We start from the raw sequence: 14,395 nt of genomic DNA on the forward strand, positions 1-14,395 counted from the left end.
TCCCTCCCGACCGGGCCCTACGAGGCCTGGCTGACCGAACTCATGTTGAACCCCGGGACCCGCACCGGCGGCATCGCCGTCCGGGTGAACCAGTCGCTCCACTCGCGCGGCAGGCAGCGCTCGGTGCGGCCGACCTCGGTGATCCGGCCGAGCAGGTCCACCGGCGACTCGTTGAAGCGGAAGTTGTTGACCGCGCCGACCACCTCGCCGTTCTCCACCAGATAGACGCCGTCCCGGGTGAGACCGGTCAGCAGCAGGGTCGCCGGGTCCACCTCGCGGATGTACCAGAGGCAGGTGAGCAGCAGCCCGCGCTCGGTACGGGCGATCATCTCCTCCAGGGTCGGCGCGGCCTCCTGGTCGGCGGTCTCCAGGACGAGGTTGTCGACCGCCGGGCGCACCGGCAGCCCGCCCAGCGCCGCCGCGTGGCGGCTGCTGACCAGGGCGGTCAGCTCGCCGTCGCGGATCCAGTCGGTGGCGGTCAGCGGCAGGCCGTTGTCGAACACCGAGGACTCGTCCTCGCTGGCGTGCACCAGCGCGAACGGCGCGGACTCCAGGCCCGGCTCCTGCGGGTCGGAGCGCAGCGTCAGCGGCAGCCCGGCGAGCTTGTCGCCGATCCGGGTGCCCCCTCCCTTGCGGGAGAAGACGGTGCGCCCCTCGAAGGCGTCCCGTCCGCCGGCCGACCAGGTCAGGTACACCATGAGGTCGGCGACGGCGGACGGCGGCAGCAGCGTCTCGTAGCGGCCGGCCGGCAGGTCGATCCGGCGCTCGCCCCAGCCGAGCCGCCGGGTCGCCTCGGCGTGCAGGGCGGTGACGTCCACGTCGGAGAAGTCCCGGGTGGCGGCGCCGGTCCAGGCCGAGCCGGACAGGTCCGCGGTCTTGGCGTTCAGCTCGACCGTGCCGGTCGGCTGGTCGTGGCGCAGCCGCAGGCCGGTGGAGCTGCCCAGGTAGCTGGTGACCAGCTCGTGCCGGGCGAAGCCGTACAGCAGCTCGCCCTGCTCGGCGGCGCGGGCGAAGGCCCGGCCGAGGGCCGGTCCGAACTCCGCGAACACCTCGATCGAGGTCTCCCCGGGCGGCTCGGTGAAGTGCGGCGAGTTCGGCTGCTCGGCGACGGTGACCAGCGGCTGCGCGTCCTCGGCCGGGCCGGCCGCGCGGGCGGCCTCCTCGGCGGCCCGGACCAGCTCGGCCACCTCCTCCGGTCCGACGGCCTCGCGGGAGACCACGCCGGAGGCGGTGCCCTCGGCACCGGCCACCGTGGCGATCACGGTCAGCCGCCGGCCCCGGGTGACGCCGTTGGTGGTGAGCGCGTTGCCGGCCCAGCGCAGGTTGGCGCTCGACTCCTCGTCGGCGATCACCACGCAGCCGTCGGCGCGGGAGAGGCCGAGCGCCAGCTCGACGAGTTCGTGGGGCTGCGTCGTCGCGGTCATCAGTGACCCGCCTCCTGCTGGGTGTTGAGCACGTTGACGTTGCGGAACAGCGCCGAGGGACAGCCGTGGCTGACCGCGGCGACCTGGCCGGGCTGCGCCTTGCCGCAGTTGAAGGCGCCGCCGAGCACATAGGTCTGCGGGCCGCCGACGGCCGCCATCGAGCCCCAGAAGTCGGTGGTGGTGGCCTGGTAGGCGAAGTCCTTGACCTGGCCGGCGAGCTCGCCGTTCTTGATGGCGTAGGCCCGTTGCCCGGTGAACTGGAAGTTGTACCTCTGCATGTCGATCGACCACGAACGGTCTCCGACGATGTAGAGGCCGTTCTCGACGCCCGAGAACAGGCCCTCGGTGGACGGGCCGCCCGCGACCGGCTGGAGCGAGACATTGGCCATCCGCTGCACCGGGACGTGCGCGGGGGAGTCGGCGAAGGCGCAGCCGTTGGAGCGCCCGAAGCCCTTGAGCCCGGCCATCGCGCGGTCGAGCTGGTAGCCGACCAGCACACCGTCCTTGACGAGGTCCCAGGACTGCGCGGCCACCCCCTCGTCGTCGTAGCCGACGGTGGACAGGCCGTGCTCGGCGGTGCGGTCGCCGGTGACGTGCATCAGCTCGGAGCCGTACTTCAGTGAGCCGAGCCGGTCGAAGGTGGCGAAGGAGGTGCCCGCGTAGGCGGCCTCGTAGCCGAGGGCGCGGTCCAGTTCGGTGGCGTGGCCGATCGACTCGTGGATGGTCAGCCAGAGGTTGGACGGGTCGATCACCAGGTCGTAGCGGCCGGGCCGGACGCTCGGCGCCTTCATCTTCTCGGCCAGGTGGACGGGCAGCTCGGCGAGCTCGGCGTCCCAGTCCCAGCCGGTGCCGGTCAGGCTCTGTCCATCGGGGGACGACCCCCGCGCCCCCGTCAGATACTCCCAGCCGCGCCCGGCCGGCGGGGCCAGGGTGCGCATCGAGTCGAAGGCACCGGTCTGCCCGTCCACCGAGCTGGCCTCCAGCACCGGGTGCAGCCGGATCCGCTGCTGGGTGGTGACGGTGCCGGCGGTGTCCGCGTAGAACTTGTTCTCCTGGACGGTCAGCAGGGTCGCCGAGACGTGCGAGACGCCCTCGGCGGCCAGCAGCCGGGCGCTCCACTCGGAGAGCAGCGCGGTCTTCTCGGCGTCCGGCACCTCGAAGGGGTTCACCTCGTACGCGGAGACCCAGGTGGCGTCCCGGTGCACCGGCTCGTCGGCCAGCTCGACGCGCTCCGTCGAGCCCGCCGCCCGGCTGATCCCACCGGACAGCCGGGCCACCGCGACGGCCTGCTCGGCCACCCGGGCCGCCGCGTCCGGGGTGAGGTCGACGCCGGCGGCGAAGCCCCAGGCGCCGTCCAGCAGCACCCGCACGGCGAAGCCGAGCTGGACGCTGTCGGAGGTGCCGGCCGGGCGGGCGTCGCGCAGCCGCCAGGAGGCGCTGCGGACCCGCTCCAGGCGGAAGTCCGCGTGCCCGGCGCCGAGTTCACGGGCCCGGGTGAGGGCCGCGTCGGCGAGGGCGGTCAGCGGATAGCCGAGGAACAGCGGGTCGACGGCGCGCGGGACGCCGCCGTGGGACGGGGGCGTGGCGGTCGGGGGCAGCGGAGGCATCGGGCTCCCTGGTCGGGCGGACGGCGGTGCGGCGCCCCGGTACCGACAGGGGCGCCCGAACCGCATCATTGCCCGCCAAGGGGCTTTCGGCCAGCGTATTTCCGGTGCGGCGGCCGGCCGGCTACCCGATGCCCTCCCACCAGCCGTCCAGCTCCGGCGGGTTGTCGACGTCGACCCGCTCGCCGGGGCGCGGGACGGCCAGCCGCACGCCCTGCTCCTTGGCCGCCACCAGCAGCCGCTCGACGGGCTCGGCCCACGGGTGCAGGCCCAGGTTGAAGGTGCACCAGTGCACCGGGAGCAGCAGTTCGGCGTTGAGCTCGCGGTGGGCGCGGACGGCGTCCTCGGGCGTCATGTGGATGTCCGCCCAGGCCGGGTCGTAGGCGCCGACCTGGACCAGCGCGGCGTCGAACGGGCCGTGCTCGGCGCCGATCCGCGCGTAGCCCTCGAAGTAGCCGGAGTCGCCGGTGTAGTAGACCTTGCGGCTCGGCCCGGCGACGACCCAGGACCCCCACAGGGTGGTGTTGCGGGTCAGGCCGCGGCCGGAGAAGTGGTGGGCGGCGGTCAGGGTGAGCGCCAGGTCGCCGAGCGTGCAGGTCTCGTCCCAGTCCAGCTCGATGATCCGGTGCTCGGGCACGCCCCAGCGGCGCAGGTGGGCGCCGATGCCGAGCGGCACCGCGAACGGCGCGGACTGACTGCGCACCAGCCGCCGGACCGTCGCCATGTCCAGGTGGTCGTAGTGGTCGTGCGAGATGAGCACCGCGTCGACCTGCGGCAGCTCCTCCAGTTCCACCGGCACCGGGTGCAGCCGGCGCGGGCCGACCTGCGCGGCGGGGGAGCAGCGCTCGCTCCAGATCGGGTCGAGCAGCACCCGGGAGCCCTCGACCTCGACCAGCGCCGAGGCGTGCCCGTACCAGGTGACCGCCACGCCCTCGGCGGCCGCACCGGCGGCGTCGGCCGGGCGGACGACGGGCACCGCGCCGTTCGGGGTGCGGCCGTCGCGCTGGAACAGCACCCGGCGCACCGTCTCCGGGTCGATGCCGGACGCCGCGGCCGTCCGGGCCAGCTCGGAGGGCGCGTTGTGGAAGACGCCGTCGCGGTACTGCGGGGAGTTGCGCAGCCGCTCCTCCCGCTCGCCGTCCGGCCGGCGGCCGAATGCCGCCGGGAGGTCGCGCAGCGCCCAGGCGACCGCTCCGGCGCCGACCGCCAGCGCGGCCAGGGCCGCCAGTCGTCCGCGTCGGTGGGTGGTCCCGACCCGTGCCTCGCTCATTCCGCGTTCCGCCTCCGCTCGTCACCGGGGCCGGCTGTCCGGCTGCGGGCCGCCGTCGGCCCCGGTGCGGCGGCCCCGGCGTCGTGCCGCACCAGGGGGCACAACGGGCGCGCACCGTCGTGGGGTTCCCGGACGGGCCGCTCAGTGGACACGACAATCCGGTGCGGACGGGTGGGCGAATCGCGTGAAAACCGGTTGGACGTGAATTGTCGGGTACTGACAGTTCCGTCGCTGCGGCGCTGTCGGAGACCGATTCGCCGCCGCGCCGGAACGACCGATAGCGTCACACCGCGTACTCGTTGCGATGTACGTGGACATCACGAAGTGGTGCGCGGGCATCACGGCGTGCGCACACAACGGAGAGAGGTGGATCGTTGAGCCGCTCGGTTCTCGTCACCGGAGGCAACCGGGGCATCGGCCTCGCGATCGCCCAGGCCTTCGCCGAGGCGGGCGACAAGGTCGCCATCACCAGCCGGTCGGGTGAGGTCCCCGAGCAGCTGGCCAAGTTCGACGTGCTCGCGGTGCGCTGCGACATCACCGACAGCGCCCAGGTGGACGCGGCCCTGACCGAGGTCGAGGCCGCGCACGGCGCCGTCGAGGTGCTGGTCGCCAACGCCGGGATCACCAACGACACCCTGCTGCTGCGGATGTCGGAGGAGGCCTTCACCTCCGTCCTGGACACCAACCTCACGGGCACCTTCCGGGTCGTGAAGCGCGCGTCCAAGCTGATGATGCGTGCCCGTAAGGGCAGGATCGTGCTGATCTCCTCGGTCGTCGGCCTCTCCGGCTCCCCGGGCCAGGCCAACTACGCCGCGTCCAAGGCCGGCCTGGTCGGCTTCGCCCGTTCGCTGGCCCGCGAGCTGGGCCCGCGCAACATCACCGTCAACGTGGTCGCTCCCGGCTTCGTGGACACCGACATGACCGCGGTGCTCAGCGACGAGCGCCGCGCGGAGATCGTCGCCGACGTGCCGCTGGGCCGTTACGCGGCGCCCGCCGAGGTCGCTTCCACCGTGCGGTTCCTCGGTTCGGACGAGGCCGCGTACATCACCGGAGCCGTCATTCCCGTCGACGGCGGATTGGGCATGGGTCACTGACATGAGCGGAATCCTTGAAGGCAAGCGCATCCTGATCACCGGTGTGCTGATGGAGTCCTCCATCGCCTTCCACACCGCCAAGCTGGCCCAGGAGCAGGGCGCCGAGGTCATCCTGACCGCCTTCCCGCGGCCGAGCCTGACCGAGCGCATCGCCAAGAAGCTGCCGAACCCGGTCAAGGTCCTGGAGCTGGACGTCTCCAGCGAGGAGCAGCTGGCCGGCATCGCCGACCAGGTGCGTGAGCACCTGCCGAGCCTGGACGGCATCGTCCACTCGATCGGCTTCGCCCCGCAGGACGCCCTGGGCGGCAACTTCCTGAACACGCCGTGGGAGTCCGTGGCCACCGCCATGCACGTCTCGGCGTTCTCGCTGAAGTCGCTGACCATGGCGCTGCTGCCGCTGATGCAGGACGGCGGCGCGGTCGTCGGCCTCACCTTCGACGCGCAGTACGCCTGGCCGCAGTACGACTGGATGGGCCCGGCCAAGGCCGCCCTGGAGTCGACCAACCGCTACCTGGCCCGCTACCTGGGCGAGCGGGACATCCGCTGCAACCTGGTCTCGGCCGGCCCGCTGGCCTCGATGGCCGCCAAGTCCATCCCGGGCTTCCCCGACCTGGCCGCCACCTGGGACACCCGCTCCCCGCTGAAGTGGGACCTGAGCGACCCGGAGCCGGCCGGCCGCGGCGTCGTCGCCCTGCTGTCGGACTGGTTCCCGAAGACCACCGGCGAGATCGTCCACGTCGACGGCGGCCTGCACGCCATCGGCGCCTGACGCCCCTCGCACACGCCGCTGCCCGGCACCACTTCCGAGGAGGAGGGGTGCCGGGCAGCGGCGTTCTCGTGCCGGGCTACCTCGGGGCGATCGGCTCGCAGCCGCGCTGTACCGCCACCGCGTTCGCCCAGGAGGTGAACAGCGGCGTGCCGTAGCCGGCCGGGTCCACGGGGTCGACGAGGTCGCCGCGCCCGGCCAGCCGGAGGAACAGGTCGTCCTTCCCGCACGGCGCGTGCACGGCGCTGTACGAGCCGGTGCCCCGCCAGCCGGCCGGCAGCGGCGCCGTCAGCTCCCCGCGCCCGGCGGCGAAGGCCGGGTAGCGGGTCTCGGCGGTGGCGGTGAAGCGGATCGCCGGCTCCGCCATGGTCCCGCTGTAGACCCAGCAGGACTGCAGCGGCGCCGCCGGATCGCTGACCCGCTGGGCGAGTTCCGGCAGGTCCTTCCCGGTCCCGACGCCCGGCAGGCCGCACAGCCGCCCGTCGGTGGCGGGTCCGGCGGCCGGGCCGGCGGCGGTGAGGTGCATGTCCGGCGCGTCGGCGGCGCCGCAGCCGGAGGAACCGGCGACCGCCGAGCCGAAGTCACCGGCGAGCCGGGCGAGGGCCTCCCGGGTCGGCTGGTCCGGGGCCTCCCCGGCCGGGTCGTCCTGCCGGCGGACCCCGCCCTCGCCGCGGTGGCGCACATCCGCGCTGAGCACGTCGGCGTCCCGGTCGGGGAAGTCCTCCGACGCACCGTCGGCGGGCTTGCGGCAGCCCGCCGGCAGCACCAGCCAGCCGGTGTCGTTGGCGAAGGCGCCGATCGGGCCCCGGTCCGGCTGCGACATCCCCGGATCGACCTGGCTGCGCCGGTCGGCGACCTTGACGCCGTGGGTGCGCAGGGTGAGGTCGGCGCCGTCGCGGGCCTCGATCACGCAGCTGCCCTCCGGCCGCTCACGGTCCGTCGACCGCTCGCTGCGGACGACCTCAAGCCGGCCGCCGCCCAGCACCGCCCGGACGTCCCCGGTCGCGACGGCGCCGTCGCAGAGCCGGTCCGGGAGGAACAGGCCGGTGTACCGCCACGCGGCGAAGCCGCCCGCGCCGAGGGCGAGGACGAGCACGCCGGCGAGGACCGCCCAGGTACGCCGGGAGGGCCTCACTGCTGACCGTTCCGTCCGAGCGCGCTCATCGCGTTGGCGTGCCCGTTGGTGTGGCCGTTCTCGATGTTGGAGTAGACGAGGTCGGCCCGGGCGTCCGTGGTGTAGCCGTTGGCGCGGCCCCAGCCGAGGGACATCTCCTTGCTCTGGTTCAGGGCCGCGAAGTGGTGGTCGGAGGACGCCTTGTTGCCGGTGTCCTGGGCGTCCTTCTTGACGTCGTCCGCCCACTTCTCGATGCCCATGTCGACGAGCGTGCCCGCGATGTCGCCGACCTCCGGGATGAACCCGGTCACGGTGCCGTTCATCGAGGAGGCGAGCGAGCTGGTCTTGTCCGCCCACTCCATCCGGTCGTCCTTGTTGTCCAGGATGACGTCCGAGCGGATGGCGTCGTAGGCGCCGAGCGCCGTGCCGACGCGCTGGGCCGGGACGTCGACCGCGTCGCGGTCCGCGCGCGGGTCGGCCGGCAGGCCGCCGATGACCTCGGCGGCCTTGGCCCGCTCGGCGCTGTAGAGCAGCGCGTAGGCCTCGGGCTCGTCCGAGACGCCGCGCAGGACGCGGACCAGGCTGTCGGCGCCGCCGTCGATGTGGCCCTCCCCGTTCACCTCCTTGACCCCGCCGCCACCGCTGCTGACGTGGTCGCTGAGGATCTTGTGGGTGTCGTCGACGTAGTCCGACAGCGCGTTGGCGAGCGGCATCTTCAGGTCGTCGTGGATCTCGCTGCCCTTGCCGTCCCCGTCCAGGGCCGAGATCACGCCCTCCATGACGCGGGCCTGGGCGGGGGTGTGCGGGCCTCCCTTGTGGGTGCCCTCGCCGGGGACGTCGCCGGTGGCGGCGGCCTCCAGGGCGGCGGCCAGACCCTCCTGGTGGGTGGCCTTGTCCATGATCGGCGGGCCGTACAGGGTGTTGGTGAACGTGGTGGGCCACGTGCGGTCGCGCAGCAGGTACTTGAGGCGGTCGTCGGCCCCGGGCGACTTGGGGTCCAGGAACATCGTGGCGGCGTCCGGGTTCTGGCCCATCAGCTTGAGCACGCCGTCCACGGGGTCGTACACGAGGTCCGGGCGCGGGCCGTTGAACTGGTGCATGCCCCAGCGGTTCTTGTCACCGCGCTCGGCGCTCAGGATGTCGGTGCCGAGGTCGTTCAGGAACTCCTTGCCGTACCCGGCGTTGCCGTGCTGGAGCAGGGTGGCCAGCGTCTGGTAGCCGTAGATCGGCTCGGCGCCGCCGCCGAAGTGGCGCTCGTTGATGTTCTTGACGCCGGCTTCCTGCAAGCCCTTGCGGAAGTCCTGGTAGAACTTGCTGTTGCTGTCCCGGGTGGCGCCGGCGATGGTGTTGGCGAGGTTGGTCTGCAGCTCGCCGTACTCGCCCTTGTTCTTGCCGTCCCGGTCGTTGAGCCGCAGCTCCAGCTCGTCGGCGAGCAGCAGGGTGCCCTCCGGGCCGAGCGCGTTGAGCAGGGTCTGGCCGTAGACCGGGCTGCCGGAGTTGGCCTTCATCAGGTTGTTGAGCTCGGCGAGCTCCTCCGGGGTGAGGGTCTTGCCGTCCTTGATCCGGGCGGCGAGCTCGGCGGCCCGCTTGCCGTCCGCCTCGTCGCCGCCGCCGGCGGCCTGGCCGTTGAACTGGTTGGTCGGGTCGCCGACCTTGGCGGCGCGGCGCAGCTGGAGGGCGGCCCGCTGGTCGGCGGCGGTCGCCTCCTCCAGGGCGATCTTGATCTGCTGCGCCCACTTCCCGGCGGCCTCGCTGCGCTCCTGCTGGTAGTCCCGGTCGTGGCGGTACTCCTGCTTGGTGGCCGGGTCGAGCGCGCCGACGTCGAACATCACGGCGCCGGTGCCGGTCACCTTCATGCCGTCGGCCTGGGCGCCGGCGACGGCCTCCTTCAGCTTCTTCTGCGCCGCCTCGAAGTCGTTCTTGGCGTCGGTGATGATCGAGGCGACGGCCTTGGCCTCGGTCTGCGCGTCGATGCTCTGCTGGCGGGTGGCGCTCACGTGCATGTTGGCGGCGAACGCGGTGGAACCCATCCACAGGCCCTGGTTGCCGGTGACCGAGAGCACCTCGGTCTCCAGCCGGTGCTGGATCTGCAGATACTTCCCGGCCATCGCGGTCCAGTCGGCGGCGGCCTTGGCCATCGCGGACGGGTCGGCCTTCATGACGTCCTCGTAACCGAGCAGGCTCATCGGTTCACGCCTTCCCGGTGAACGACGTGGCGATGCCCTGCTCGACGTTCAGGTAGTTGGTGTGGGTCTGCCGCATCATCCCGGCCTCCTGGTTGAGCCGGCCGTTGAGCTGCGACACCTGCTCGTGCCACTCCTTGACCGCGCCGCGCAGCGCCGCCGCGGTGTCCCAGCCGCTCAGCCTCCCGGCCGCCGCCTCGGTCGACTCGTCGGCGCCCTTGCCGGCCGCGGTGCTGTCATTGGCGATGCCGTCCAGCGCGGTGGCCGCCTTGTCGAGGGCCGGCGTCGACACCTTGGTCGGCCCCCCGCCCGGTCCCTGGCCCAGTTTCAGGTCCGGATCCGCCATCAGTTCTCCCCGTTGTGTGCACACCCGACCGGAGTACGGCCGTCCGCGAATTTTCACGGGACGTTAGCACGCCAAATCCGGCCTCCGGCAAGGCGCGAGGCCGTCCCCGGGGGAGCCGGGCGGGGGCGGGGCCCGGGGCCGGACCTCGGCGTCAGGCCTCGGGGGCGTTGCAGGGGCCGATGGCGCGGCCGGCCTCGTGCGAGGCGCGCTGGGGGTCGCGGGCGCGGATGGCGTCGACGATCTTGTCGTGGCCGAGGTAGCGCTCGGCGATGAGCTCGGGGCCGACGTCGTGGCGCAGATGGGCCCGGGTGACCTCGCCGAGGTCCGCGTAGAGGGCGGCGAGCACGTCGTTGTGGGCGGCGGCGACGACGGCCTGGTGGAAGGCGGCGTCGGCCTGGACGAAGTCCTCGGCGTCGCCCGCGCGCCAGGCGTCCTCGCGGCGGGCGAGCGCGGCGTCGATGAGCACGAGGTCGCGCTCGGTGCGGCGGGTGGCGGCCATGCCGGCGGCGGAGGTCTCCAGGGTGGCGCGCAGCTCGGCGACCTGGGCGCGTTCGGCGTCGGCGAAGCGGCGGTGCATCACGCCGGCGAGCTCGCTGGTGGCCAGGACGTAGGTGCCGGAGCCCTGGCGGATGTCCAGCAGCCCGTTGTGGGCGAGCGCGCGGACGGCCTCGCGGACCGTGTTCCTCGCCACACCGAGCTGTTCGACGAGGGCGGCCTCGGTCGGGATGCGCGAGCCGACCGGCCACTCGCCGGAGGTGATCTGGGCGCGCAGCTGGGCGATCACCTGGTCGGACAGCGGGGTGCGCCTCGGCGAGGACAGCGCCACAAGGACTCCTTGGGTCGGACGGGTCGGGCCATCATGCCAATTCACGGGTGCACTAATTCATCCCATCATTCTATGATGACTCGCATGTCGTCCGCAGCAGACACCGCAGATCCCGCCACCGCCTCCCCCCGCGCCGGGGGCCGGCCGCAGCCCGAGCGGCCCGCCCCGACCGGCCGCAGCTCCGCCGGCTGGCTCTTCGCCCTCGCGATCGCCGCCGCCGCGTTCAACCTCCGCCCCGTGGTCACCAGCCTCGGGCCGATGCTCGACCAGGTCCGCGCCGACCTCGGGATGAGCCCGACGGTGGCGGGCCTGCTCACCGCCGTCCCCTCGCTCTGCTTCGCCCTGTTCGGCTTCGCCGCGCCCGGCCTGGCCCGCCGGCTCGGCCCGGTCGCCGTGGTCACCGCGGGCATCGGCGCGATCACCGCCGGCGTGCTGGCCCGCTCCTTCGCCGGCAACACCGCCGTCTTCCTGCTGCTGACCGCGCTCGCGCTGGCCGGCGTCGCGGTCGCCAACGTGCTGCTCCCGGTGGTGATCAAGCGGTACTTCCCGGACAAGGTCGGGCCGATGATCGGCCTGTACTCGATGGCGCTGTCCGGCGGCACCGCGCTGGCCGCGGCCGTCGCCGTCCCGCTGACCAGCGCGCTCGGCGGCGACTGGCGGGTCGGCCTCGGGGTGTGGGCCGCGCTCGGCGCCCTCGCCCTGCTGCTCTGGGTCCCGGTGCTGCTCACCCGCCGCAAGCAGGGCGGCGGACCGTCGGACGGCCAGGGCTCCGGGGTGAAGCTGCCGATCACCCGCAGCCGCACCGCCTGGGCGCTGGCCTGCTTCTTCGGCTGCCAGGCGACCGGCGCCTACGTGGTGATGGGCTGGCTGCCGAAGATCTTCCAGGACTCCGGCATCTCCGAGGGCACCTCCGGCGTGCTGCTGGCACTGACCATGGTGATCGGCGTGCCGGTCTCCTTCATCCTGCCCAACCTGGCCGCCCGCCGCGGTGACCAGCGGCTGTTCGTGGTGGTGCTGGCGGCCTTCGGCATCGCCGGCTACCTCGGTCTGGCGTTCGCCCCGGCCGCCGCGCCGTGGCTGTGGGCTGTCCTGGTGGGTCTGTCCAACTGCGCCTTCCCGCTGGTGCTGACCCTGATCGGCCTGCGCGCCCGGTCGGCCGGCGGCGTCGCCCAGCTGTCCGCCTTCGCCCAGGGCGTCGGCTACCTGATCTCGATCCCCGGTCCGATCCTGATCGGCCGGCTCTACCAGGCGACCGGCGAGTGGTACCTGCCGCTCGGCTTCCTGGCGGTGCTGCTGGTGCCCCAGATGCTGTTCGGCCTGCGGGCGGCCCGGGCCCGGCACATCGAGGACGAGGCGGTCCCGGCCCAGGCCGCGGCCGCGGCCTGACGGGCCCGGGCGGCGCGACGGGGTCGGTGGTGGACGGGCGTGTCCGGGATGGGAGAATCCGGGCATGCCCGTTCTCGAACCGAACCCCACCGACGGCCACAAGAAGCTCGGCCAGATCGCCGCGATCATCGGCGGCATCGTCGTCCTGCTGATCATCGTCGCGACCGTCGCCCAGAACCTCGGCTGACCGGAACCCGGTCGGCCGGACGACGACCTCCGGGTGAACCCCGCATGATGGCACCGCCCGCCCCGTCGGGTGGCGGCATCGGGCAGCATCGCGCTCCCGGCCGGCTTTTCTGCCAAGCTTGCTGGGTATGAGCGCCGACACGCCCCGCAGGATCATCGTTCTCCGCCATGCCAAGGCCGACTGGCCGAACGGCGTCGACGACCACGAGCGGCCGCTGGCCGACCGGGGCCGCCACCAGGCCCCGGAGGCCGGACGCTGGCTCGCCGACTCCGGGATCAACCCCGACTACGTGCTCTGCTCCGACGCCCTGCGCACCCGGGAGACGTGGAAGCTCGCCGCGCACGAGCTGCCGAAGCGCTCGCGCCGCACGGTGTACGAGAACCGGGTCTACGAGGCGACTCCGGGGGAGATCATCGCCGTCCTCCAGGAGACCCCGGACGACCACGCCGACCTGGTCCTGGTCGGCCACAACCCGGGAGTGCTCGGCCTGACCCAGGTGCTGGCCGGCGACGAGGGCGACCGGGACGCGCTGGAGCGGCTGCGGCTCGGCGGCTTCCCGACCGCCGCCATCGCGGTGCTCAGCTTCTCCGGCTCCTGGAAGGACGTCGAGCCGGGCGTCGCCGCGCTGGTCTCGTACTTCACGCCGCAGGACTAGGCACACGGGCGAAACGGCGAGGGGCGTGCGGACCAGGTGTCCGCGCGCCCCTCGGTGTCTGCCACGCAGGGCCCCGTCAGCCGGTCGCCGCGGCGGCGCCGTCCTCGGCCGGACCGTCCAGCACGTCGGCCGCCTCGACCTCCTCGCGGGTGATCCCGAGCAGGTACAGCACGGTGTCCAGGAAGGGCACGTTCACCGCGGTGTCCGCCGCCTGCCGCACCACCGGCTTCGCGTTGAACGCCACGCCCAGCCCGGCCGCGTTCAGCATGTCTAGGTCGTTGGCGCCGTCGCCGATCGCCACCGTCTGCTCCAGCGGCACCTTGGCCTGCTCGGCGAACCGGGTCAGCCAGCGCGCCTTGCCCGCCCGGTCGACGATCTCGCCGACCACCCGGCCGGTGAACTTCCCGTCCACCACCTCCAGGGTGTTCGCCGCCGCGAAGTCCAGCCCCAGCTGCTCCACCAGGTGGTCGGTGACCTGGGTGAACCCGCCGGACACCACCGCCACCTGGAAGCCCAGCCGCTGCAGCGTGCGGATCAGGGTGCGCGCGCCCGGGGTGAACCGGACCTCCGCGCGCACCTTCTCGGTCACCGCGGCGTCCAGCCCGGCCAGCAGCGCCACCCGGGCGTGCAGCGACTCGGCGAAGTCCAGCTCGCCGCGCATCGCCGCCGCCGTCACCTCGGCGACCTCCGCCTCGCAGCCCGCGTGGGCGGCGAACAGCTCGATCACCTCGTCCTGGATCAGCGTCGAGTCGACGTCCATGACGACCAGCCGCTTGGCCCGCCGCTCCAGCCCGGCCGCCACCACCGCGACGTCCACCCGCTGGGTGGCCGCCTCCTGCGCCAGCTCGGCCCGCAGCCGGTCGGTGGCCACGCCCGAGACGGCCAGCTCGACGGCGGTCACCGGGTACTTGGCGAGCCGGAAGACGCGGTCGATGTTTCCGCCGCCCTCGGTGATCCGGGAGGTGAGCGCGGCGACGGCGGAGGCGGTGAGCGGGTGGCCGAGGACGGTGACGTGCGAGCGGCCCTCCCGGCGCGGCCGGTTGTCGCCGATGCCGGAGATGATCTCGGCCTGGAGCTTCTGGTCCTCGGCCCAGCGGTGCACCAGGGCCCGCAGACCGCCCTCGGCGCCCGCCGCGTCGGGCGCGGTGACCAGGGCGCACAGCGTTATCCGGCCACGGGTCACCACCTGCTCGATGTCGATGACCTCGACGCCGTACCCGGCCAGGGTGGCGAAGAGCCCGGTGGTGATCCCGGGGCGGTCCTTGCCGAACACCTTGACGAGCAGGGTGCGCCCGTCCTCGGTCCGGGGCTGCGGTGCGGGGAGCGGCTCGGCGGCCAAGGGCGATGCGTTCATGGTGCCTCCCACGCTACCCGCAGCCCGTCGCGGCGACGGCACCCGTCCGGGTCGTGGACGGGCCCGCGGACCCGTCCACGGACGGGCCGGGGGAGGGCCCCGCGGACCAGCGGCGGAGCCGGCCGCCGGAGGTGGTCCGCCGGTGGTCCGCGAATCGTTGCCGCCTGGTCACAGTCCGCGGGGGCG

General features: G+C 73.4%; 13 protein-coding genes. 5 read left to right on the forward strand and 8 right to left on the reverse strand.

Features of this window, described 5'->3' with window-relative positions; translation table 11 throughout:
- Positions 1–17 precede the first annotated feature (17 nt).
- From ACFU9E_RS29630 to ACFU9E_RS29640, 3 genes are all read right to left on the reverse strand, one after another.
- Positions 18–1,424, reverse strand: a complete 1,407-nt coding sequence (locus ACFU9E_RS29630) for a metallopeptidase TldD-related protein (protein ID WP_380686831.1) — start codon at positions 1,422–1,424, stop codon at positions 18–20.
- Positions 1,424–3,031, reverse strand: a complete 1,608-nt coding sequence (locus ACFU9E_RS29635) for a TldD/PmbA family protein (RefSeq protein WP_380686829.1) — start codon at positions 3,029–3,031, stop codon at positions 1,424–1,426. Before ACFU9E_RS29635 ends, ACFU9E_RS29630 begins: the two co-directional genes overlap by 1 nt.
- Positions 3,032–3,152: 121 nt before the next feature.
- Positions 3,153–4,298 carry an MBL fold metallo-hydrolase gene (locus ACFU9E_RS29640; RefSeq protein WP_380686827.1) on the reverse strand — a complete coding sequence of 382 codons (1,146 nt, stop codon included), beginning with the start codon at positions 4,296–4,298 and terminating at the stop codon, positions 3,153–3,155.
- Between the two features lie 374 nt (positions 4,299–4,672).
- On the opposite strand from ACFU9E_RS29640, the gene fabG reads away from it, so the two are divergent.
- Entirely contained in the window at positions 4,673–5,392 is a 720-nt protein-coding gene (gene fabG, locus ACFU9E_RS29645) for a 3-oxoacyl-[acyl-carrier-protein] reductase (protein ID WP_380686824.1), read from the forward strand.
- Position 5,393: 1 nt separating this feature from the next.
- Entirely contained in the window at positions 5,394–6,161 is a 768-nt protein-coding gene (gene fabI / locus ACFU9E_RS29650; protein ID WP_355374622.1) for an enoyl-ACP reductase FabI, read from the forward strand.
- Positions 6,162–6,237: 76 nt separating this feature from the next.
- On the opposite strand, the gene ACFU9E_RS29655 is transcribed toward fabI, so the two are convergent.
- The 4 genes from ACFU9E_RS29655 to ACFU9E_RS29670 all read right to left on the reverse strand — a co-directional run bounded on the left by ACFU9E_RS29655 (position 6,238) and on the right by ACFU9E_RS29670 (position 10,627).
- Entirely contained in the window at positions 6,238–7,293 is a 1,056-nt protein-coding gene (locus tag ACFU9E_RS29655; protein WP_380683182.1) for a hypothetical protein, read from the reverse strand.
- Positions 7,290–9,458 carry a DUF6571 family protein gene (locus ACFU9E_RS29660; protein ID WP_380683184.1) on the reverse strand — a complete coding sequence of 723 codons (2,169 nt, stop codon included), beginning with the start codon at positions 9,456–9,458 and terminating at the stop codon, positions 7,290–7,292. The genes ACFU9E_RS29655 and ACFU9E_RS29660 overlap by 4 nt, the downstream gene beginning before the upstream one ends.
- A gap of 4 nt (positions 9,459–9,462) precedes the next feature.
- A complete protein-coding gene (locus tag ACFU9E_RS29665) occupies positions 9,463–9,801 on the reverse strand; it encodes a WXG100 family type VII secretion target (RefSeq protein WP_380683186.1) in 339 nt (112 codons plus the stop codon).
- Positions 9,802–9,952: 151 nt separating this feature from the next.
- A complete protein-coding gene (locus ACFU9E_RS29670) occupies positions 9,953–10,627 on the reverse strand; it encodes a FadR/GntR family transcriptional regulator (protein ID WP_380683187.1) in 675 nt (224 codons plus the stop codon).
- Positions 10,628–10,711: 84 nt separating this feature from the next.
- On the opposite strand from ACFU9E_RS29670, the gene ACFU9E_RS29675 reads away from it, so the two are divergent.
- The 3 genes from ACFU9E_RS29675 to ACFU9E_RS29685 all read left to right on the forward strand — a co-directional run bounded on the left by ACFU9E_RS29675 (position 10,712) and on the right by ACFU9E_RS29685 (position 12,855).
- Complete coding sequence (locus ACFU9E_RS29675; protein WP_380683188.1) at positions 10,712–12,013, forward strand: CynX/NimT family MFS transporter; 1,302 nt, start codon at positions 10,712–10,714, stop codon at positions 12,011–12,013.
- A 64-nt stretch (positions 12,014–12,077) separates the two neighbouring features.
- On the forward strand, positions 12,078–12,200 hold the full coding sequence (locus ACFU9E_RS29680) for an SGM_5486 family transporter-associated protein (RefSeq protein ID WP_355374605.1): 123 nt from the start codon (positions 12,078–12,080) through the stop codon (positions 12,198–12,200).
- A 127-nt stretch (positions 12,201–12,327) separates the two neighbouring features.
- Entirely contained in the window at positions 12,328–12,855 is a 528-nt protein-coding gene (locus ACFU9E_RS29685) for a histidine phosphatase family protein (protein ID WP_355374602.1), read from the forward strand.
- A gap of 76 nt (positions 12,856–12,931) precedes the next feature.
- Here ACFU9E_RS29685 and serB read toward each other — a convergent pair whose 3' ends face one another.
- Complete coding sequence (gene serB, locus ACFU9E_RS29690; protein ID WP_380683189.1) at positions 12,932–14,209, reverse strand: phosphoserine phosphatase SerB; 1,278 nt, start codon at positions 14,207–14,209, stop codon at positions 12,932–12,934.
- Between the last annotated feature and the right edge of the window lie 186 nt (positions 14,210–14,395).

This window comes from Kitasatospora sp. NPDC057595, from assembly GCF_042800875.1.
Classification (GTDB): domain Bacteria; phylum Actinomycetota; class Actinomycetes; order Streptomycetales; family Streptomycetaceae; genus Kitasatospora.

Bases quoted from the DNA above. Each gene is read 5' to 3' on its own strand.
- ACFU9E_RS29680 (WP_355374605.1), top strand. From the start codon at position 12,078: ATGCCCGTTCTCGAACCGAACCCCACCGACGGCCACAAGAAGCTCGGC.
- ACFU9E_RS29665 (WP_380683186.1), bottom strand. From the start codon at position 9,801: ATGGCGGATCCGGACCTGAAACTGGGCCAGGGACCGGGCGGGGGGCCG.
- fabI (WP_355374622.1), top strand. From the start codon at position 5,394: ATGAGCGGAATCCTTGAAGGCAAGCGCATCCTGATCACCGGTGTGCTG.
- ACFU9E_RS29635 (WP_380686829.1), bottom strand. From the start codon at position 3,031: ATGCCTCCGCTGCCCCCGACCGCCACGCCCCCGTCCCACGGCGGCGTC.
- ACFU9E_RS29685 (WP_355374602.1), top strand. From the start codon at position 12,328: ATGAGCGCCGACACGCCCCGCAGGATCATCGTTCTCCGCCATGCCAAG.
- ACFU9E_RS29675 (WP_380683188.1), top strand. From the start codon at position 10,712: ATGTCGTCCGCAGCAGACACCGCAGATCCCGCCACCGCCTCCCCCCGC.
- serB (WP_380683189.1), bottom strand. From the start codon at position 14,209: ATGAACGCATCGCCCTTGGCCGCCGAGCCGCTCCCCGCACCGCAGCCC.
- ACFU9E_RS29630 (WP_380686831.1), bottom strand. From the start codon at position 1,424: ATGACCGCGACGACGCAGCCCCACGAACTCGTCGAGCTGGCGCTCGGC.
- ACFU9E_RS29660 (WP_380683184.1), bottom strand. From the start codon at position 9,458: ATGAGCCTGCTCGGTTACGAGGACGTCATGAAGGCCGACCCGTCCGCG.
- ACFU9E_RS29640 (WP_380686827.1), bottom strand. From the start codon at position 4,298: ATGAGCGAGGCACGGGTCGGGACCACCCACCGACGCGGACGACTGGCG.